The following is a 21,934-nucleotide window of genomic DNA, read 5'->3' as shown; positions in this document are numbered from 1 at the left end:
GCATTATTTTTGTCTTTAAGTGCTTGCTTTAATTCTTCGACTTGTGTCTGGGTAAGTTCTTTTGTCATAATACTATCATATCGCTATTTTTGATTTTTGTTAAGTATAACTTCTCTATCAGAAAGCCTAAAAAACAGCCCTCTAACAGGGCTGGGCTGGCTCTATGTATTGAAAATAGGTAGGGCGGGTCACCACACGCCTCTTTAAAATTGAGGATTTGAATAAGAGGCAAAAAATTCTCTAGTTCGTTCTTCTTTAGGATGATGAAAAAGCTCCTCAGGTGTCCCCTGCTCCAGAATACGGCCGTTTTCTAGAAATAATACCTTATCCGCCACTTGATAAATGAAATTCATGTCATGACTAACTAAAATCATCGTTTGTCCTGTCTTAGCCGCATCGGCAATGGAACGTTCTACTTCTCCAACCAACTCTGGATCAAGCGCCGAAGTCGGCTCATCTAGTAGCAAAATGTCTGGTTGCATGGCAAGAGCGCGTGCAAGAGCCACACGTTGCTTTTGACCACCTGACAGATGTCTTGGATAATGGTTCTCACGTTCTGACAGACCGACCTTTCTCAATTCTTCTTTGGCAAGGGCGGTTGCAGATGCATCATCCATCCGCTTGACAATTTTAAGCCCTTCCTTGACATTATCAAGAGCTGTCTTTCGTTCAAACAGATTAAACTGCTGAAAAACCATAGCCAGTTTGCGGCGTAAGGTCAATATCTCCTCTTTTGAAATATTGGTAAAATCAACTGTAAAACCATCAATTTCGATACTCCCCGCATCTGCCTGCTCCAGATAGTTCAGACTACGTAAAATTGTTGATTTCCCTGCTCCAGATGGTCCAACAAGGGCAATAACCTGCCCTTTTTCAATGTCCATATCGATTCCATCTAGTACTTTTTGTCCTGAAAATTCCTTGACTAAATTGCGAATTTTAATCATTAGCGATCACCTCCAACTCCAGAAATATCTACTGATTCAGGGGCCTCAATAGCCATTTTATTTTCAAGGAAACGGCCGAAAGACTCAATCAGAACAGAGAGCGCCCAGTAGACCAAAGAGACAGAAATGTACCGCTCAAAGTAACGATAGTCTGCCCCGCCTTGAATCTGTGCCTGTGCATACACCTCAACGATACCCGCACTGAAGGCTAGAGAAGTTCCTTTAGTCAGACCAATCAAGGTGTTAATCAACGACGGAGTTGCAATCACAGCCGCATTAGGAATGATGATCCGACGATAAACCTGGCCAGAAGTCATACCTAAGGAACGAGCTGCCTCAATCTCCCCTGGACTAACAGCCTGAATCGCAGCACGAATAGACTCACTCATATAGGCAGCCTCATTAAATGCAAAGGCTGTAATCGCAAAGACAGCTGCAGGAATAGCATTGATATTCCAATTAAGACCATATTCCTGATTAAGCCCTCTAAGAACCAATGGAATTCCATAGTAGGTCAACATCAGCTGCACCAAGATAGGAGTGCCTCGCAAAAAACTAACAAAAACTGCCTGAACGGGATATAAGAATCGCACACGATTAATCTTTACAATCGCAAAAACCAAGCCCAATATCAAACCAAAAAAAGCACCTGCGAGCGTCAAGCCAATCGTAATCGGTAAACGTTCAATAATGGATGGCAGTGCATCAAAAACAGCCCTAATGCTAAATAGCTTACCATCCGGTAACCAATCTAAAAAACCTTGATACCATGCCGGTCCTGTTATTCCTAATACACCAATCATACTCTTCTCCAAACATTTAAAAATGACAGATTTTCTGCTATATACTCTATTTTATCATGTAACCATCCACATCAACCTTATATATATTTTATGGCTGTGATAAGTAATCTTAATGATTATAAAAAGACAATGAAAAAGAAACAGCCCACTTGGACTGCTCCCTCCTGTCACAATACTATTGACTCCTATTCATTAGGAACATCTAGTTCCTCCGCCGTTGGAGCATAGTCTTTTCCGAAGAATTGCTCTGTCAATTTCGCAATGGTCCCATCTTCGTTCAAAGCCTTGATGCGGTCGTTGACAAAGCTTTGTAGAGCCGTATTGTCTGAAGAAAATACATAGTAAATAAACGGTTTTTCTGCTGCTTCAAGCTCAATTGTTTTAAGATTTGTCAAATTTTGATCCGCAATAATAGCGTTAACCGTAGGGGCATCAAAAATTTTAAAATCATACTTGCCATCATTTATATTGGTCAAAATCTGTGTGATATTTTCACCAGTATAGTTGATTTCGACTGGCTTATCCGTATGCTGAGTATTGTATTCCTCTAGCTGAGCAGCTGTTGTTGTCCCTGTAACTACCTGTGTAGAATGACCACCAATATCATCATAAGACTGAATATCCGTATCTTTTGGCACAGCTAAAACAGACGGTGTAGAGGCCGTTGGATAAGAATAGAGGTATTTTTCACCACGCTCTTTTGTATAGGAAGTATTATTCCCTAACAAATCAAAGCGTCCTGAATCCAAGCCAGGGAATTGACCGCTACCATCTGTTGTTTCAAAGGTCAATTCATACTGGTCAGAACCATCAAAGATAGCTCGAGCCAATTCAATATCAAACCCTGTCAACTCTCCATTCTCATCTCGATAAGAAAAAGGTTTAGTAGTCCCAACAGTTCCCATTACGATGGTTTCTTTTTTATCCGCTTCTGAAGAGCTAGTGTTTGATGAGCTTGAGGTAGACGAGCAAGCTGCCAAAGCAACTGTCGCAAGAGCTGTAATACCAGCCAGTGATAGAATAGTTCTTAATTTCATAGTAATTCTCCTTTTGTATAAGCAAGTCAGACCTAAAAGGTCTGCACAAAATAATCAAATAGCTTCTGATTACCTCCACTTTGATCAATCAGAAGTTCCGGATGCCACTGGACACCCAGAAAACGTGTCTCATCCATTGATTGGACAGCCTCAATAATACCATCATCTACAGAATGCGCAAGCGCTTCTAGCCCCTGACCCAGATTCTCTATCGCCTGGCTGTGAATAGAATTGACAGCTACTCTCTGACCAAAAATACTAGCCAGAGGCGTCGCCTTTTTACATTCTACCTGGTGAATCAGATCAAAAGGCAGGGACCGATGCCGCTCTACCGCTTGTTTGAGAGTTCCTCCACGTGCAACATTGAAAAGCTGCATCCCCCTGCAAATCCCCAAAATCGGTTTTTCCTGTCTCAAGGCTTCGTGGATCAATTTCAGTTCAAATTCGTCACGTTACTTGAAATAGTCATCGCTTTCGATGAGTTTTTCTTGACCGTAAAACTGAGGTAATACATGTTGACCACCCGTCAGTAATAACTTATCAATCGCCGACACATAGTCGACAACATCCGTTTCACCAGACAAGGGGATATAAAAAGGAAGGCCCTCCCCTCGCTTGATTCCATCTGCAAAGTTACGAGACACCGATAAATTCATAATCGGAATCCCCTCTGCGACAGGCTTTTCATTACTGGTGATACCAATAATCGGTTTCCCCATCCCACCCTCCTTTCGTAATGTATAGACACTATCTTATCATGCCCTCTCTTTTTTGTATATTTTAAATTATTTATAGCCAGCTATATAAAATATTTATGGATCAAAAAAAGAGCCTACTCTGACTCTTGTTTTTTATTCCATAAAAAATAGAGATTGATGGCGCATGCGATTAATATCACGGTTGGCCAAATCAACTGAAACACCGAAAGTCTATTGACATTAACAGCAATATAGAGGACATTCCAGGCTACCCCAAGACTGTAAAGAATTGTCAAGAAAATTTTCATAACACACCCCAATTAAAAGATAGTGTTTATTATACTATAAACCACTATTAATGTCCTTGATATACCGCTCCATTTTTCGATAATTTAGAAAAAATAGCAAAGCATAGACCAAGACAAAGATTAGCCAGAAGAAAAGCAAAGAGCCAAGATTGAGTGGCAACCAACCAGCTAAAATACCCAGTGGTGTGAGGCCTAAAGCTGTTATAGAAAAATGAGTTGTTGTCATATGCAAGAGGCTCCAGTCCTGCTGGTAAATCTTATCTGCTAGCTGAAATAAAAGGCCAATACTTGCCCAAACGACTACACAAATCAGCATGACCGTTGTTTGAGTAAAATGAGCTAAATAGTAAGCCCCCATGGTTGAGAGTGGATTGAGCGGAAGATACGTTCCTTGTCCAAAAATACTGGAAATGATGATGGAAATGATAGTCCCAATTGAAACGCCTAAACTGGCGGATAAAATATATTTTTTCATAGTCCTAACCTTTCTTTGATAGTTTTTAAATAACGACGGGATGAATAGGTGATAGAGCCATTTTTCATGAATAGTTTGACCATACCGTTTGGAGTCAGTTTGAGGTGGTCCAGTTGCCTAATTTGAACGATTTCCGACTGAGAAATTTGCAAAAAGTGTACAGGAAGCATATCTTTGACCTGATACAAGCGTAGATTGGAAGTAAAGGAATCCTCCTCAGTTTCCACCTGTAAGATTTTGTCTTGCAGATATAACCTTACAATACTAGCGTAATCTACAAGGTAAATCTGCTCTCCTTTCTTTACAGTCAGACTGGTAGTTCTCTTGTCCAAATTCTGAATATAGGTCACCAAGTGAGTAATTTGCTCAGACATAGACTGGGCTTCAATTATCACCATATCTTCTAAAATTTCTGAAGAAATATCTAGTTTTACTTTCATATTCTCTCCTTTCTGTCCCTATTAAACACCATTTCTTTACTGGTTTCAAGGGCTTTTGGCTATATGGTTGATTACTTAAGCTAAACGGCAAAAAAGCCAGAATAGCTGTCCTGACTTTCATTGTCTTATAATTTCTTCTTCAACTCCGCAACTGCCATCATGACTTCCATGGGGGTCATATTGTAGATGTCCAGTTTTGCCAGTTCATCGAGGACTGGGTGAGATGGCGTGTCTGCGAAGAGGTCGATTTGACCAGACGGTTCTTCCACTACTGACGGAGCTGGATTAGCTGGTGCAGTAGGGGCTTGGTTTTCAAGTGTCTGCAAAATCCTATCCGCCCGCTGCAATAGTTCCTCTGGCATTCCCGCAATCTTAGCCACATGAATCCCGTAGGACTTGTCAGCTGGGCCTTGTGCAATCTTGTGGAGGAAGGTGACTTGGCCGTCCTTCTCCAAGGTCGATACATGGACATTCTCTAGGTGTTCCAAGGTCTGGCTAAGGTCTGTCAACTCATGGTAGTGGGTAGCAAAGAGAGTCTTGGCTCCAATCTTGTCGTGGATGTACTCGATGATAGACTGGGCCAGGGCCATACCGTCATAGGTGGCCGTTCCCCGCCCCAACTCATCAAAGAGGATGAGCGAACGATCTGTCGCCAAACGCACGGCCTTGTTGGCCTCCATCATTTCCACCATGAAGGTTGACTGCCCGCTGACCAAGTCGTCTGCCGCCCCAATACGGGTAAAAATAGCATCGAAAATCGGCAATTCAGCCTGATCCGCAGGCACATAGGAACCCATCTGCGCCATGATGACAATAACTGCCAACTGTCGCATATAAGTAGACTTACCACTCATGTTTGGACCAGTAATCAGTTGCATATGTGTATCAACATTCAAGTGAATAGAGTTGGGAATGTAGGTCTGCTTGCCCATGACCTTCTCCACCACCGCATGCCGACCATGGTCAATGGTCAGTTCTCTTTGATCTGTAAAGCGTGGACAAACCAAATGTTGCTGCTCCGCCACAACTGCAAAAGCCTGCAAAACATCGATGGTTGCAATGGTCCGAGCCAACTTCTGCAAGCGACCGATATACTTCTCAACCTCTTGGCGAATCCGCAGGAAAATCTCGTACTCCAAATTAGCAGACTTATCACGCGCCTCCAACATCTGCCCTTCGATCTTAGCCAACTCTTCCGTTCCATAGCGCTCCGAGTTTTTCAAGGTCGCCTTACGGAAAAAATGGTCCGGCACATTGCCCAGATTGGAATTGGTCACATGGAAATAGTAGCCGTCTTTTTTGTTGTAATCAATCTTGAGATTGTTGATACCAGACGCTTCACGCTCCTTGGCCTCAATCTCCGCAATCCAACCCGCTCCCTCACGCATGACCAGGCGGTACTGATCCAGCGTTTCGTCAAATCCCGTACGGATGATGTTTCCATCTGTGATGGTCCCTTGAGTTTCTGGGTCAATAGCAGAGCTGATTAGAGCATACATTTCTGGAATTGGGTCCAATCCAGCTACCAGATTGCCTAGAGCAGACTCATTGATTTGTTGCAAGATATTCTTGATTGCTGGGATATTTCCCAAAGTCTGGGACAGCTGCAAGAGATCCTTGGGCATGGTTTTTCCAAAAGACACCCGGCTGGCCAAACGTTCGATGTCATAGACACCTTTTAAAGCCTCGACCAAATCACTCCGTTCAAAGAAGTAATCCAGAAAAACCTGAACGACAGCCTGACGATTCTCAATCCGCTTAAGGTCAATCAAGGGACGATCAATCCATGTCCGCAATAGTCGCATACCCATGGCTGTCTTAGTTTCGTCTAGCAACCAGTACAAACTACCATGCTTCTTGCCTGTCCGACCGTTTTCAAGCAAGTCCAGACTAGATTTAGTCGCATAGTCCATTTGAAGATAGTCCTTGATTTCATAGTGAACCACTTTTTGCAAATGGACCAAATCCCGCATCTGAGTCCTATGAAGGTAGCTGAGAAGCTTGCCTGCTGCAGCTTTCTCCAAGTCTGTCAAGGAATTATCAATCAATTGGACATCCTCTGTCACCTCATCTTCAAAAGAGAGCAACAAGTTCATCTGATTAGAGAAAACCTGCTCCTCTTCCTCCGACAGAGCATAGCCGATGACCAATTCACGTGCCCGTAAATTGCGGATTTCACCGCAAAGACTGGTAAAATCATCTAGGCTAGTCACGAAAAATTGACCCGTTGCTACATCCATATAAGAGAGCGAAAAATGCGCCCCAGACCGATCAATAGCTACCAAAAAGTTACTATCGGCGCCCATCTTTGATGAATCGGTCACTGTGCCTGGAGTGATGACCTGCACCACTTCACGTTTAACAACTCCAACAGCCTGTTTGGGATCTTCCATTTGTTCAGCAATAGCGACCTTATGCCCCAGTTCAACTAGTGTGTCGATATACTGTTGTGCTGCGTGATAAGGCACCCCGGCCATAGGAATAGGGTTTTCTGCATTCTTATTCCGACTGGTCAAAGACAATTCCAATATCTGAGCCGCCTCTACCGCATCTTCATAAAATAACTCATAAAAGTCTCCCATACGAAAAAGCAAAAAAGCATCTGGATATTGTGCTTTTATATCCAGATACTGCTGCATTCCTGGAGAAATTTTTTCTGTTGCCATCCATTATTCTCTCATTCTAACGATTACAAGAAACTATTTATTTCTTCCTCAACACGTTGAGCAGAAACATCATCTTTACAGATGACCAATAAGGTATCCGCACCAGCTACGGTTCCTAAAATGGTCTCTGGTTTCTCTTCATCAATAATATTGGCCATCAAGGCCGCTTCCCCTAGTTCCGAATGTAGAACCAGGATAAAACTAGCTCGGTTTACACTTTTCGTATATTGGGCTAGTAATTGACAAAAATGAACCTGACTGTCATCCTCTCCTAGTGCATAAAAGGACTCTCCAGATTCATGAACTTTGATTACCCCCAATTCCCTCAAATCACGTGATAGGGTTGTCTGGGTTACCGTTATTCCTTGGGCTTCTAGCCATAATTGAATGTCAATTTGACGGCCAACCTTACCTTGCCGAATCATTGACTTAATCAATTCATGCCTCTCTAATTTATTCATACTTGTACCTCAAAATGTATATTTATAGAAATATTATAACATTTTTCCCAACTATTGACCTAGAATTATGATAAAATAGAATCAATAACTCTTGGAGGGATTTTTTTATGGATCATAAACAAACGGTAGCAGAAAAATTATCTGCTGTCCTTCCTCAATTAGACATTGAGACGATTTATTCATTACTCGAAAAACCAAAATCATCAGAAATGGGTGACGTTGCTTTTCCTGCCTTCTCACTTGCAAAAGTGGAGCGAAAAGCGCCACAGGCTATCGCAACGGATATCGTGGAAAAGCTTGATACAACTGGCTTTGAGAAAGTTGTTGCAACTGGTCCTTATGTCAACTTCTTCTTGGATAAGGATGCTATTTCCCACCAAGTCTTGACAGATGTGATTGCTGAAAAAGACCAGTATGGTCAGCTCAATATCGGTCAAGGTCGCAATGTTACCATCGATATGTCAAGTCCAAACATTGCCAAACCATTCTCAGTTGGACACTTGCGCTCAACTGTTATCGGTGATGCTCTTGCCAATATCCATGCAAAACTAGGCTTCAATCCAATCCGTATCAACCACTTGGGTGACTGGGGAAAACAATTTGGTATGTTGATCGTTGCCTACAAACTGTGGGGGGACAAGGCTGCTGTCGAAGCAGACCCAATTTCAGAACTCCTCAAACTCTACGTTCGTATCAACGCTGAGGCCGAAGAAAAACCTGAATTGGATGAGGAAGCACGCCAATGGTTCAAAAAATTGGAAGATGGCGACCAAGAAGCCTTGGAATTGTGGCAATGGTTCCGTGATGAAAGTTTGGTCGAATTTAACCGTATCTATGAAAAACTAGACGTCCACTTCGACAGCTTCAATGGTGAAGCTTTCTATAACGATAAGATGGACGAGGGTATCCAAATCTTAGAAGAAAAAGGTCTTCTTCAAGAATCTAAAGGTGCTCAAATTGTTGACCTTGAAAGTTACAACCTTCCACCTGCTCTTATCAGAAAAACAGACGGTGCAACCCTCTACATCACGCGCGATATGGCAACAGCAATGTACCGCAAACGCACCTATGACTTTGTGAAAAGTATCTACGTCGTTGGTCAAGAGCAAATCAACCATTTCAAACAGTTGAAAGCTGTTCTAAAGGAAATGGGATTTGACTGGAGCGACGATATGACCCATATCACTTTCGGTCTTGTTACCAAGGACAAGAAAAAGCTCTCTACTCGTAAAGGGAACATCATCCTGCTCGAACCAACTTTGGACGAAGCAATTTCACGCGCCCTTTCACAAATTGAAGCCAAAAATCCTAATCTTGAGAACAAGGAAGAGGTGGCTCATGCAGTCGGTGTCGGTGCTGTTAAGTTCTTCGATCTAAAAACTGACCGTGACAACGGCTACGACTTCGATTTAGAGGCTATGGTTTCCTTTGAAGGTGAGACAGGTCCTTATGTACAATACGCATACGCCCGTATCCAGTCTATCTTGCGCAAAGCAAACTTTGTTCCAAGCGCAGAAAATGACTACAAACTAGCTGACGCAGAAAGCTGGGAAATTATCAAACATATCCAAAACTTCTCAACTGTTGTAGAACGTGCTGGTGATAAATTTGACCCATCTCTCATTGCTAAATATGCTATTAATCTAGCCCAAGCCTTCAATAAGTATTACGCACATACTCGTATCTTGGATGAAAGCCCAGAGCGTGATAGCCGTCTAGCACTGGCCTATGCAACTGGTGTAGTTCTTAAAGAAGCGCTTCGCCTCCTCGGTGTAAAAGCTCCAGAAAAAATGTAATCAAAGCCTTCGGCCACCAGCCGAGGCTTTTTTCTAGCCCTCCGATACCAGCTTCAAGCCGAATTATTGGTTGGAGTTTAATACTCTTCGAAAATCAAAATTATCCGTTGTCAACTTGCCTTGATGAACTCCAGTTCTATCATCGGCTTCGTTTCCTAGGCTATTTTTGATTTTCATTGAGTATAACTTGATTTCTATAAGTAAATACCTTTCGGCGTTACGAATAAATAGATATAGTCATTTAGTTTGCTTTTAGTACTCGCTCCAACTATCTGGGAGATAGTTGGAGGTTGGAAATAGAGCAAACAAAGTTCGCATCAACAGCTACAGGCTGTACTGAAGTACGGCAAAGCGAGTTCAAACAATCCAGTGGAGTGTTTGAAGATGGAAATAAGGAAACGGAGTTTCCTCTTGCGTCGAAGTAATCAAAGATAAACTAAATGACTACAAGAGGTATCATTCATACCTCAACATCTATTAAAAGGAGGGTTCATGAACCATTTTTTAAAGAAGAAAAAAACCATCTGTCGACTTGTAGCTATGATTTATCTAATCTATTTTTGTTTACAAGCGTCATCTCTGGCTTTTGCTATTACTCTTGGGGATAATTATCCCTATACTGCCATCAACGCCGTAGACCCTTGGAGACTCTATACCAGACAGTGCACGTCTTTCTCTGCCTTTCGACTCAGTACGGTCAACGGATTTACACTACCACCTGCCTATGGAGACGCCAATGTCTGGGGTCATCGCGCTAGACAAGAGGGATATAAGGTGAACATGATACCTGCTGTAGGAGCTATCGCTTGGTGGGAATCGCCCATGCATGTTGCTTGGGTGTCGGCAGTATATGGAGACACTGTAGAAATAGAAGAGTATAACTACGGTTATCAGTATAAGTACAATCGCAGAACCATTAATAGAAACTCCGTCAGTGGCTACATCCACTTTAAGGATTTGTCTTCTTCTGCCTTGCCAAAACTTCCATCCACTGGAGTCTATACATTTTCCAGTCGTCTTCCTATAAAATCTCAAGCTACCCAGGCTAGTACGACCGTTGGATACTATGAGAGCGGTGAGAAAGTATATTATGATAAGGTTGTAGAAGCTGAAGGGCAATTTTGGATTAGTTATATCAGCTATTCAGGGGTTCGGCGCTATATCCCAGTTTATTCCTTGAGCCAATCTCACCAAACAAGTTCCTTGCCCCAACTCCCATCATCGGGTACCTATAGAGTAAAAATACGCTCCAGCATTCGAAATGCCCCGAAATTGTCCAGTCCTGAAATCACCTACTACGATGCCGGCGCCACGGTGCACTACGATAAGCTAATAACTGCTGAGGGTCGGCTGTGGATTAGCTATATTAGTTATTCAGGCATACGACGCTACATAGCTATTTCCTAACTCAAAAGCGCAATCTTTCGACTGCGCTTTTTTGAATTATATATCTGTTGAATTAACGGCTGTGCTTGGCTTTTCTTTTGGTTTACGCAGATGGAAGAAGACGGTCACACCAAAGTAAATGGCAAATAGGACAATGTTAAGGATGTAAGCCCCTAGCATACCTGCTGCTGTCACATCACGCAAGGCTGGATCTGAGTAGAGGTTGGCAATCCCCTTACCTGCTAGGTAGCTATAGGTATTCAGCAGTAAGGTCGAAAATAGATAGCCGATGTAAAGATAAGAAGCCAGCTCATTTTTCTTCATGAATAAGAAGACAATGACCGCAATCAAAAGACCAAACATGACTAGGGCTGCTGTCTTTTGAATGATACCCGTCTGGAGATTGGCTGTTTCTCTCGAAACAAGAATCAATTCTTCTACATCAATCCCAACAACTCCCTGCACAGACGTACGAAGTCGCTCCTCATTAAAAGTCGACACAAAGGCACTAAACAGCCTTAAAATACTGGCAATACTGGATAGTATCACAAAAATATACAAATGAATCGGTCTTTTCATAATAGCCTCCTTTTTTCTATATTTTATACTCATATTTTTGTATTGTCAATCATATATTTCATTTTACTACAAATATATTTTTTGCTATACTAAATTCAAAGGAGGAAAACTCATGAAGAAATTACCCACCTATATCGGAGTGATTATTTTTGTCGTTACGCTACTGATAAACTGGTTATTGCCAAGTCTTGCTAAAGTTCTGAATGCATTTTTCATTTGGACGATCGTAGCCTGCCTACTCTACACCATCTACTACTGGATTCGCTACTGGCTCTATGTCCGACAACAGAGATAACAAAGACTCCTCTAAGTCAGTTGCTTAGAGGAGTTCATTTTATTCTGATTATTTATTAACTATGCGCACATTGACACGACGATAAGTCTTATTTTAGATAATCAGCATATCCTGAAGAATATGCCTACCTAGACGATATACTGGTTCCCTTACATATATCAGCTGTTTATCCATGTCCAATCGTCTTCATATCGATGAGCACATCTGCTTTTTCCCAAACTGCTGGGTTATGGGTTGCAATAACAATCACACGATTATCATTTTTTAATCTTGCCAAGAGCTGCACAACCTCATCGGAATTTTTGGGGTCAAGTGCCGCGGTCGGCTCATCAGCTAAAATCAGTGGAGGATTTTTTAAGATAAGCTTGGCCAAGGCGACCCGCTGGGCTTCACCTCCCGACAAGGTATAAACCTTTTGGTCTAGGTCTAAATAGTCCAAATTCACCTGCTCCAAAGCCTCCTTTTGCAGTTGCTTTCGCCGCTCTTTTTTCATCTTCTGTCCAACAAATCCCAAGTCTAGATTGTCTCCAATCGACTGATTGTCCAAGAGACCTATCGTTTGGAAAAGGTAACCCATATCATCTCGGAAGAATTGCTGGGAAGGTATTTTTGACAAATCTTGACCTTGGTAAATAATCCGACCGCTATCAGCTGTTTCTAACTTGGCTAGCATATTCAGCAAGGTAGTCTTTCCGCTACCGCTTTTTCCAACTAGAGCATATATCTTTCCCTTTTCCAACTTCAGATTTAAATCCGAAAAAATCTCCCGTTGTTCAAATCTTTTTTTCAATCCTTGAATTTCAATCATTTTATTGTCCTTTCAACACTGCTACATTAGTAGTATGTTCTTTTCTATCTTGTCTTCCCAGTACTATCATGGCATTTAGGGCAAGCAAACTTACTGACAAACTGCTCATAGCGATATCTCCTGTCAACCAAGTTGACACGAGCAATCCGAGTACAAATACGCCAGCTTGACTTAAAAGATAATAGCCATGAAGTTCATTGAAGGTCATTCCTGCCAAACGCCTGATGAACAGTTCTCGTCTGAATTGTTCAAAATAGAGCATACTCATCGCATCAAAGAGCAAAACTGCTGTTGCTAATGTCAAGATCGTACCGATGAGGAGCGAATAAAATTCTGTTCGCTTGGTATTCAAAACACTGACAAAGGACAATCGCTGATTGATCAAGTAGGACACCCAGTTATAGACCCCGTGCTCTTTCATGGCTTCAATAGTCGCTTCATAACCACTAAATTTCATCCCCACATCAAGATTTGTCCCCCAAAACATATCAGAAATAGGTGTCACCCCTGTTGACTCAGGGCTCAAGACAACAATAATCGGGTCTCTCAGATACTGGATCTGACTGCGATTGCCGTCATTATAAAGAAACCGTTGCTGCCCACTGTCTGTAAAGGTTAGACTTATCTTGGTATCGAATAACTGTTGGCTATTTATTTCTAGACTTTCTCGAGAAAATGCCTCTAATTCTGCCTGGAACATATTTTGTACTTGCTCAGATTGATTTCGCAAGTTGGCTGGTAAAATCAGACCATACTCGCCTAGACCCAGATGATTCATTTTTTCTAAGAAAAGTTGTTCTACCACCACTCCCTGCTCTATAAGATAACGGGGAGATACATAAATGACATTGCCACGGGGACTATAATCCGTCAGGCGATTCCCCTCAGGATCCACCTCGCCACCGAAGGCGTACTGGTCTACATTGCTTTTCACAAACAGAGCCTCTGATGTCTCTAGCTGTGTTTTCGTAAACTCTCGCCACTTTTTATTCTGCTGGGCCACTTCCTCTTCGGTCATCATAGCAGAGCTGTAACTAAAAACAGATTTGTAATAGTCATCCCTCAGTGTCCATTCTGCTTGAGCCTGCTCAAGCATGGTCATTTCACCATATCGTTGCACCAATCGGTTTGAGCTAAACCCAACAACCAAAACAGCCAGCAGCTGCCCTATCATCATAACGGACAGCATCCGTTTAAGCGGAAGTTTTCCTTTGAGCAAATTGACGAAGCAATTTTGTCGTAACCCCAGTAAATAAACGACACTGAGACCGAGGGATATGCTGACTAAAGCCACTGCATATAAGATGAGGCCAAAGAAAAAGACTTGCAACAAGGAAATCAGAAAGCCAACTTGAAGATAGAGGATTGCTAGCCCGATTGCAGCCCCAGTTAAAGTAGCTAGTGAAACCTGACGGATGTCTTCCCATAGAGGACGAGCCACTACCTGCAATAAGCTTTCCCCAGAAATCATACGAATTCCTGCATACCGCAAAGATTTGATCCGATAAATTAATGTGAGAGCCATGAAGGTCAAAAGAAAAACAGAGAAGCTCAGCACCGTAACTTCTGAAACAACCGTACTCAGAAAGAGGGTGAAGAGAGAATAGCCATTATGGATTATTCCGCTATAGCCCAGTGATTCCAAATTGTCTTTTAAGGTTTGATTATCCAAATCACCTGAAACAATCAGATAGGAACTAACCAAATCGCTAGTTTCAGCGCTTTCTTTGGAGGAAACGACCAAACCATCCGGAACCTGCCCATTACCATAGATGGCATATGTAAAGCTTGTTTCCCCTAATGCATTAGGCTCAACAATCCGTCTAGCGATCACACTTCTATGCTCATCTGCCAAATCCGTCAAGACCTGTGTCACCTGATCACGATTGGCGGTGGGAACATTGAGCTCTTTCCCAAGGACATCTACCGCCTGGTAGGAGCCAAACTCTACAAGACTGACTTGACCTGCCAAAGAAAATCCTAAGTAAAGTGATACCAACATGGTAGATACTAGAATAAATAAACGTTTCATCGTCTCCTCCAAAGAATTGCTTGGAATTACAAGAGTAGTCCAAGCAAGGTGTACTGTGTTAATAGTTATAGTAAAAAGCAGCCCTTTCACCGAATACAGTATTTATCCAGGCTCGAGAGGTCTGACCTGCCTTTGCATACCCTTTACTTGAGACCCCGGTCCACCTACTTACTACTGTTGAACTATGGTAACGGCTACTGTGAAAGTAATTTGAATAAGCCCCTCCATTTGCTGATCCATATGTCCAAACTCCACCACCTGGATACTGTACCGCAGCAGATGCAGCCACTGTTCCTCCAAGCGTTGCCACAAGTCCTGCAACTAGTGCAAATTTTTTAACGTTCTTTTTCATTTCTATTTTCTCCTTTTGTATTTTAATAGTTTGCAGATGCTATTTCCCACCACGGAATATACACCTTTTCAAAAATACATCTCATCCTATCGCTTACCTTTCCACCAATAATTTAAAAGTGATAAGAACATTTCTTCAAACTTTCTTATCTCACTTCCATTAGCGATTATAGAACATGTGTTGAGCATAGAAAATGACATTTTTGTCATGAAAAAATAAATGTAAGGTTATAATTTTTATGATTGGTGTATACATTTTAAAAAGTATATCTCATGTATAACCTCTCTAAAATGAAAAAAGCATGTCCTCTTTCACGCCACGCTAATGACAACAATGTCATCATACCATTAAAAAACATTTCACCTTAAATGGCGCAAAAAAGACCTGAATGACGAAACTTCCCATCTTTCAAGTCTTATAACAATGATATTCGAATTACCCAAAATTAGAGTTGGCAATGGTTTTTCAAATCTACTTACAACTGTTTTTCTAACGTGATTGCCAATTGCCTCCCGTCACCCTCGATTCATTCCACTATAATAGTGGTACAACTTATGAAGTCTTTATAAAAGCATATCATCTAGTACTCGATTGGCTCTATGTCCGTAAACAGAGATAACAAAGACTCCTCTAAGTCAGTTGCTTAGAGGAGTTCATTTTATTCTGATTTTTCATTAACTATGCGCACATTGGCACGACGATAAGTCTCGGTCAAATCAAGCAGCTCTGCTTCTATTGCTGGGGTGAGTTGCTCTTCTGTCATTCTCCATGTCCAGTTGCCACCAAGTGTATTTGGCAAGTTCATGCGTGCAGAACCGTCTAAGCCAAGTAGGTCTTGCATGGTTACAACAGCCATGAAGGCTGGGGATCCAAAGAGAAGGCGGAAGAGGGCGTGATGGACCGTTTCATCATCACGTCGATTGCTATACTTATCTAAGAATGCACGTGAAGCAGGAGTCGTTTCATTTTCGTACCAGCCAAGAATCGTATCATTGTCATGGGTTCCCGTATATGCCACCACATTATTCGGATGGTTATGGGGCATTTCAATGCTGTCGCCCTCAGGGTCAAAGGCAAACTGCAAAACTTTCATACCAGGAAAACCTGTCGTATCACGCAATTGGATAACCTTGTCCGTCACAGAACCGAGATCCTCAGCAATAATATTTAAATCACCAAGTTCACGTTTGATCGTATCAAATAATTCAAAACCTGGCGCTTCGACACGGTAACCGTTTACAGCAGTTTCTTCACCTGCTGGAATTTCCCAGAAAGAGGCAAAGCCGATAAAGTGGTCGATTCGAACCATATCGTAAATCTTGAAAGATTCTCGTAAACGTGCAACCCACCATGTGAAACCGTCTTGTTTCATCGCTTCCCAGTCATAAATTGGATTGCCCCAAAGCTGACCAATTTCTGAAAATGCATCCGGTGGACACCCTGCAACCACACTCGGCTTGCCTTCTTCATCCGTTTTAAAGAAATGAGGGTTGGCCCACATATCAGCAGAATCTGCAGCAATGTAGATTGGCATATCCCCAACAAACTCAATACCTTTGGCATTGGCGTAAGCCTTTAAAGCCTTCCATTGTGAAAAGAATAAGTATTGTGTAATGCGGTGATAATCAATTCGATCTGCCAACAAGTGACGATAGTGTTCCAAAGTGTCATGATGACGCAAACGAGCCCCTTGGTCTTCCCAATCAGTCCAGGGTTTGAGATCGAAGTGCTCTTTAATGGCCATATATTCAGCAAATGTATGGATCCAAAAATCATTTTCCGTCAAGAAAATTCCGTACTCAGCTGGCAAACCTTGCGCTTTGATATTCGCAACTACTTTTTCTAATAATGGTCGACGAGCTTGAAAAATTGCTGCGTAATCTACTTCTACAGGATTCTGACCAAAATCAATACCTTGTAAATCTTCTAATTGTAGCCAACCTTTTTCGACTAATATATCGAAATCAATAAAATGCGTATTACCAGCAAATGCCGAAAATGACTGATATGGAGAATCTCCATAACTAGTCGTTCCCAACGGTAAAATTTGCCAATAGCGTTGCTTTGTGCGAACTAAAAAATCAACAAAATCATAAGCTGCTTGGCCCATTGAACCAATTCCATATTTTCCTGGTAATGATGAGACGTGCATGAGCACTCCACTTTGGCGTTGTTTCATTTATATCCCCTATTCTCGCACTATAATTGATAGTGCAAACGTTTTCTCGTTATATTATATACCCAAGATCTAAACAAATCAAGCAATATTCATTATAATTCTTTAAAAGTTGGAGAAATATTTCACTTTCTTTCATTAAAATAATTAAAAAAATAATTGCTCGAAATTGCATTAAAAATTTTTTTGAAAAAATTTTTTAAAAACGCTTGCAAACGTGTGCGCGATGGTGTATAATAAAGGCACATTAGGAAAACGTTTGCACCTTGCAAGCGTATCATCACTATTTTTATTCTTGGAGGAAGAATATGAAACACACACTTCTTAAGAGCGTTGCTCTTCTAGCTGCATCAACTGCTGTTTTGGCTGCTTGCTCAAACTCAGATTCATCAACATCTTCATCTAGCGCTGCTAGCGAAAGCAAAGAGTTGACAATCTACATTGACCAAGGTTATGAAACTTACATCAATGATGTCAAAGCTGCTTTTGAAAAAGAAAACGATGTAACTGTTACAGTGAAGACTGGTGATGCATTGACTGGTTTGGATAACTTGTCATTGGATAACCAATCTGGTTCAGCTCCAGACGTTATGATGGCACCATACGACCGCGTAGGTAGCCTTGGTTCTGAAGGTCAATTATCAGAATTGACACTTTCTGACAGCAGCAAAACTGATGATACAACAACTGCTCTTGTAACAAACGACGGTAAAGTTTATGGTTCACCTGCAGTTATCGAAACACTTGTTCTTTACTACAACAAAGATTTAGTTTCAGCGGCACCTAAAACATTTGCTGAATTAGAAGAATTGGCTAAAGATAGCAAATATGCTTTTGAAGGTGAAACTGGTAAAACAACTGCCTTCCTTGCTGACTGGACAAACTTCTACTACACTTACGGTCTTTTAGCAGGTTACGGTGGTTACGTATTCGGTGATAACGGTACTAACCCAGAAGATATCGGTCTTGCAAACGATGGTGCTGTTAAAGCGATTGAATACGCTAAAACTTGGTATGAAAAATGGCCTCAAGGTCTTCAAGATAGCACAGCTGCTAACAACTTGATCAACACTCAATTCACTGAAGGTAAAGCTGTTGCAGTCATCGAAGGTCCTTGGAAAGCAGCTTCATATAAAGAAGCTGGTGTGAACTACGGTGTAGCTACTATCCCAACTCTTCCAAATGGCGAAAACTACGCAGCATTTGGTGGTGGTAAAGCTTGGGTTGTTCCTACAGGTTCTAAAAACCCAGAATTGGCTCAAAAATTTGTTGACTACTTGACTTCTACAGATCAACAAAAAGCACTTTACGATGCTACAAACGAAATTCCTGCTAACACTGAAGCTCGTGAATACGCAGTAAGCAAAAACGATGAGTTGACAACTGCTGTTATCAACCAATTTGCTTCAGCTCAACCAATGCCAAACATCTCAGAAATGGGTTCAGTTTGGACACCAGCTGGTAACATGCTCTTCGAAGCAGCAAGTGGTGCTAAAGACGCTAAAACTGCTGCAACAGATGCTGTAAAAGCTATTGCAGATGAGATTGCTCAAAAACACAGCAACTAGTCAAGTTTAAAGTTGGACTGGGAATTCTTCCCAGTCTACTTTATTACTTAAATTTACTCAAGGGTGTTAGTAATAAAAATTAGGATGATATACTAACTCCTATTCTCAAAGGAGACTATGACTATGAAACAAAATCCAGGCAAGGCCCTCCTTTTGTCCCTGATTCCAGGTCTTGGGCAAATCTATAATAAACAAAAAGCAAAGGGATATATTTTTCTAGGAGTGTCGGTTGCTTTTCTAATATACTTCATTACAATTGCTGCTGGTGAACTCGGAAATCTCGTCACTTTAGGTAGTCAACGTGGCCAAGATAACTCTCTTTTCATGTTGATTCGTGGTTCTTTCCATTTGATTATCACAGTTGTTTATTTGGCGTTTTATGCACTGAACCTAAAAGATGCTCACAGTACTGCTAAGCGGTGGAATGCTGGTCATCCAGTTACTACTTCTTTGCAAGATATGATTAAAGGAGTCTATGAAAATGGCTTCCCTTATTTGTTGATTATTCCATCTTATATTGCGATGACGTTTGCTATCATCTTCCCTGTTGTAGTAACATTGTTTATCGCTTTTACAAACTATGACTTTAAGCATTTACCTCCTGGTGCATTGCTAGACTGGGTTGGGTTTAGTAACTTTACAAATATTTGGAAATTGAGTACTTTCCGTACAGCATTTGGTTCGGTACTTGGCTGGACCATTATCTGGGCTCTTTGTGCTTCAACTGCCCAAATTGTTATCGGTATCTTGACAGCTATCATTGCAAACCAACCATTTATCAAAGGAAAACGTATTTTTGGTGTTATCTTCTTGCTTCCATGGGCGGTTCCAGCCTTCGTAACTATCTTGACATTCAGTAACATGTTTAACGATAGTGTAGGTGCCATTAATACACAAGTATTACCTTTCTTGAGTAAATTCTTACCATTTATTGATAATTTCTTAATCCCTTGGAAAACTGATCCATTTTGGACTAAAGTCGCCTTGATTATGATGCAGGCATGGCTCGGTTTCCCATATATCTACGTATTGACACTTGGTATTCTACAATCAATTCCAAATGACTTGTACGAAGCTGCTTATATTGATGGTGCTAATGCTATTCAAAAATTCAACAACATTACTTTCCCAATGATCTTGGCTGTGGCAGCACCAACTCTGATCAGTCAATATACATTCAACTTCAACAACTTCTCTATCATCTACCTCTTCAATAATGGTGGTCCTGGTAGTGTCGGTGGTGGCGCAGGGGCAACAGATATCCTGATTTCTTGGATTTACAAACTGACAACTGGTACATCACCTCAATACTCAATGGCCGCTGCCGTTACCTTGATTATTTCATTGATTGTTATCAGTATTTCAATGATTGCATTCAAGAAATTAAATGCATTTGAAATGGAGGACGTTTAAGATGAAACTATCTGTAAAATTTAGACGCAGGGTTAATCATATTTTAACTTATCTCTATTTGATTGCACTGTCTATCATTATTATCTATCCTCTTTTGATCACAATCATGTCTGCCTTCAAATCTGGTAACGTGGTTGCCTTCAAATTGGATGGTTCTACTAATTTTACGTTTGATAACTTCCTAGGTTTGTTTAATGAAACGCTGTATGGAACTTGGTACTTGAATACACTGATTATTGCTACCGTTACAATGATTGTTCAAACAAGTATCGTTGTCCTTGCAGGTTATGCATATAGCCGTTACAACTTTATGGCTCGTAAACAAAGTTTGGTGTTCTTCTTGATTATTCAAATGGTACCGACAATGGCTGCCTTGACCGCCTTCTTCGTTATGGCCCTCATGCTAAATGCATTAAACAAGAGCTGGTTCCTTATCTTCCTTTATATTGGCGGTGGTATTCCAATGAATGCTTGGCTCATGAAAGGATACTTTGATACAGTTCCAATTTCATTAGACGAATCTGCTAAGCTAGATGGTGCTGGTCACTTCAGACGTTTCTGGCAAATCGTTTTGCCTTTGGTTCGTCCAATGATTGCGGTACAAGCACTTTGGGCTTTCATGGGACCTTTCGGGGACTATATTTTATCAAAATTCTTGCTTCGTGAAAAAGAATTCTATACCGTTGCCGTTGGTCTACAAACCTTCATCAGCGATCCTAAGAATCTTAAGATATCATACTTTGCGGCAGGTGCGATTCTCATTGCCCTACCTATCAGTATTCTATTCTTCTTCCTACAAAAGAACTTTGTATCTGGTCTTACAAGTGGTGGCGACAAGGGTTAATCTTGTCCCACCCTTTTCCCTTTTTATGGGTGGGCTATGATATCTATGAAAGGACAAATTTATGCTACCATATCCATTTTCATATTTTTCCAGCATTGCCACACCTAGAAAAATGTTTGCCAATCGGAAACGAATGAACCTTTGGCAACGTCTATTTACAACAATCTTTTTAGTTGCTCTCCTTGTGATTCCTCCAACCTTACAAACCTTTTCATTGGAGACTTATCCACTTGATAATTTTGTTGAGGGAATTTACCAACCCTTATCTGATGACGTAGTAACCGACCTTCACGCCAATAGTCAATTAACTGGAGGAAAATTCGTTTACACTGGTACCAAACAATGGGAGCAAGTTACTTTCGGAGACACTGTTAGCACTAGTAAAGACTTCTCATTCCAATTCAAAGAGAGTAACCTGATCATTCGAAAGGGTCAAGATGTATTAGCAGAAATCACTTATGATGGAATGTCTACAGATGACTTTGCTAACAAAGAGCAGCTTCGTGCTGCGATCTCAAAAAACTGGTATCAAGCCAATAAAGCAGTTGTTGGGCTCGGTGTGACATTGGTATCTTCATTTATTCTGGCAGTCAACCTACTATTTATCCTATTAGGTGCTAGTTTCTTCCTTTACTTAACAAAAAAATCACGCCTTTTCCATTTTAGAACCTTCGCTGAATGTTACAATTTTTCTCTAAATTGTTTAGGTTTTCCGACGATTATTGCCTGCCTAATTGGTTTGTTTGGCCAGCCAATTACTACTATTTTGACTCTACAAAATATCCTTTTTGTGCTATGCTTATTATGGGTATTTTTCAAAACAAAATTCAGAGATGAGAACTAGGAGATT

19 protein-coding genes and 1 pseudogene are annotated in these 21,934 nt (G+C 41.2%); 7 read left to right on the top strand and 13 right to left on the bottom strand.

The genetic code is table 11. The annotated features are described in order from the left end of the window. Positions 1–203 precede the first annotated feature (203 nt). From K6V43_RS01855 to argR, 8 genes and pseudogenes are all read right to left on the bottom strand, one after another. Complete coding sequence (locus tag K6V43_RS01855) at positions 204–947, bottom strand: amino acid ABC transporter ATP-binding protein (protein WP_013730659.1); 744 nt, start codon at positions 945–947, stop codon at positions 204–206. Next, entirely contained in the window at positions 947–1,750 is an 804-nt protein-coding gene (locus K6V43_RS01850; RefSeq protein WP_174846249.1) for an amino acid ABC transporter permease, read from the bottom strand. The genes K6V43_RS01855 and K6V43_RS01850 overlap by 1 nt, the downstream gene beginning before the upstream one ends. 185 nt (positions 1,751–1,935) lie before the next feature. Then, entirely contained in the window at positions 1,936–2,787 is an 852-nt protein-coding gene (locus K6V43_RS01845; protein ID WP_174846250.1) for an amino acid ABC transporter substrate-binding protein, read from the bottom strand. A 32-nt stretch (positions 2,788–2,819) separates the two neighbouring features. Then, positions 2,820–3,506: pseudogene (locus tag K6V43_RS01840) on the bottom strand (gamma-glutamyl-gamma-aminobutyrate hydrolase family protein). A gap of 321 nt (positions 3,507–3,827) precedes the next feature. Then, a complete protein-coding gene (locus K6V43_RS01835; RefSeq protein ID WP_222381281.1) occupies positions 3,828–4,268 on the bottom strand; it encodes a DUF3021 domain-containing protein in 441 nt (146 codons plus the stop codon). Then, positions 4,265–4,708 (bottom strand): LytR/AlgR family response regulator transcription factor, encoded by a 444-nt coding sequence (locus K6V43_RS01830; RefSeq protein ID WP_172036978.1) that lies wholly within the window; start codon positions 4,706–4,708, stop codon positions 4,265–4,267. Before K6V43_RS01830 ends, K6V43_RS01835 begins: the two co-directional genes overlap by 4 nt. A gap of 125 nt (positions 4,709–4,833) precedes the next feature. Next, the gene (mutS, locus tag K6V43_RS01825) at positions 4,834–7,374 is read right to left on the bottom strand and encodes a DNA mismatch repair protein MutS (protein ID WP_222381278.1); all 2,541 of its coding nucleotides are present in this window, start codon (positions 7,372–7,374) and stop codon (positions 4,834–4,836) included. Positions 7,375–7,397: 23 nt separating this feature from the next. Further along, entirely contained in the window at positions 7,398–7,835 is a 438-nt protein-coding gene (gene argR, locus K6V43_RS01820) for an arginine repressor (protein ID WP_222381275.1), read from the bottom strand. A gap of 107 nt (positions 7,836–7,942) precedes the next feature. Here argR and argS point away from each other — a divergent pair, with 107 nt between their 5' ends. Both argS and K6V43_RS01810 read left to right on the top strand, forming a co-directional pair. After that, on the top strand, positions 7,943–9,631 hold the full coding sequence (gene argS, locus K6V43_RS01815) for an arginine--tRNA ligase (RefSeq protein ID WP_105126502.1): 1,689 nt from the start codon (positions 7,943–7,945) through the stop codon (positions 9,629–9,631). A 492-nt stretch (positions 9,632–10,123) separates the two neighbouring features. Continuing rightward, entirely contained in the window at positions 10,124–11,038 is a 915-nt protein-coding gene (locus tag K6V43_RS01810) for an SH3 domain-containing protein (protein ID WP_222381271.1), read from the top strand. 36 nt (positions 11,039–11,074) lie between these two features. On the opposite strand, the gene K6V43_RS01805 is transcribed toward K6V43_RS01810, so the two are convergent. After that, the gene (locus K6V43_RS01805) at positions 11,075–11,596 is read right to left on the bottom strand and encodes an ABC transporter permease (protein WP_222381269.1); all 522 of its coding nucleotides are present in this window, start codon (positions 11,594–11,596) and stop codon (positions 11,075–11,077) included. Between the two features lie 112 nt (positions 11,597–11,708). On the opposite strand from K6V43_RS01805, the gene K6V43_RS01800 reads away from it, so the two are divergent. Further along, positions 11,709–11,891, top strand: a complete 183-nt coding sequence (locus K6V43_RS01800) for a hypothetical protein (protein ID WP_222381266.1) — start codon at positions 11,709–11,711, stop codon at positions 11,889–11,891. 166 nt (positions 11,892–12,057) lie between these two features. On the opposite strand, the gene K6V43_RS01795 is transcribed toward K6V43_RS01800, so the two are convergent. The 4 genes from K6V43_RS01795 to malQ form a co-directional block, all read right to left on the bottom strand. Then, the gene (locus tag K6V43_RS01795; RefSeq protein ID WP_024404294.1) at positions 12,058–12,699 is read right to left on the bottom strand and encodes an ABC transporter ATP-binding protein; all 642 of its coding nucleotides are present in this window, start codon (positions 12,697–12,699) and stop codon (positions 12,058–12,060) included. A gap of 1 nt (position 12,700) precedes the next feature. Next, complete coding sequence (locus K6V43_RS01790) at positions 12,701–14,731, bottom strand: DUF1430 domain-containing protein (RefSeq protein ID WP_222381264.1); 2,031 nt, start codon at positions 14,729–14,731, stop codon at positions 12,701–12,703. A gap of 58 nt (positions 14,732–14,789) precedes the next feature. Continuing rightward, on the bottom strand, positions 14,790–15,083 hold the full coding sequence (locus tag K6V43_RS01785) for a lactococcin 972 family bacteriocin (RefSeq protein WP_222381261.1): 294 nt from the start codon (positions 15,081–15,083) through the stop codon (positions 14,790–14,792). A gap of 658 nt (positions 15,084–15,741) precedes the next feature. After that, positions 15,742–17,262, bottom strand: coding sequence for a 4-alpha-glucanotransferase (gene malQ, locus K6V43_RS01780; protein ID WP_172018942.1), 1,521 nt, complete (start codon positions 17,260–17,262; stop codon positions 15,742–15,744). 305 nt (positions 17,263–17,567) lie between these two features. Here malQ and K6V43_RS01775 point away from each other — a divergent pair, with 305 nt between their 5' ends. The 4 genes from K6V43_RS01775 (at position 17,568) to K6V43_RS01760 (ending at position 21,928) form a co-directional block, all read left to right on the top strand. Further along, positions 17,568–18,827, top strand: a complete 1,260-nt coding sequence (locus K6V43_RS01775; protein WP_024404298.1) for an extracellular solute-binding protein — start codon at positions 17,568–17,570, stop codon at positions 18,825–18,827. 117 nt (positions 18,828–18,944) lie between these two features. Beyond that, positions 18,945–20,240 (top strand): sugar ABC transporter permease, encoded by a 1,296-nt coding sequence (locus tag K6V43_RS01770; protein ID WP_024391304.1) that lies wholly within the window; start codon positions 18,945–18,947, stop codon positions 20,238–20,240. A 1-nt stretch (position 20,241) separates the two neighbouring features. After that, complete coding sequence (locus tag K6V43_RS01765; protein ID WP_105126507.1) at positions 20,242–21,084, top strand: sugar ABC transporter permease; 843 nt, start codon at positions 20,242–20,244, stop codon at positions 21,082–21,084. Positions 21,085–21,145: 61 nt separating this feature from the next. Further along, a complete protein-coding gene (locus K6V43_RS01760; RefSeq protein WP_024396322.1) occupies positions 21,146–21,928 on the top strand; it encodes a DUF1189 family protein in 783 nt (260 codons plus the stop codon). Positions 21,929–21,934: the final 6 nt, after the last annotated feature.

The organism is Streptococcus suis (assembly GCF_019794615.1).
GTDB classification, from domain to species: domain Bacteria; phylum Bacillota; class Bacilli; order Lactobacillales; family Streptococcaceae; genus Streptococcus; species Streptococcus suis_AI.
Note: the sequence above shows the minus strand (reverse complement) of the source record. Positions and strands in the feature narration are given on the sequence as shown.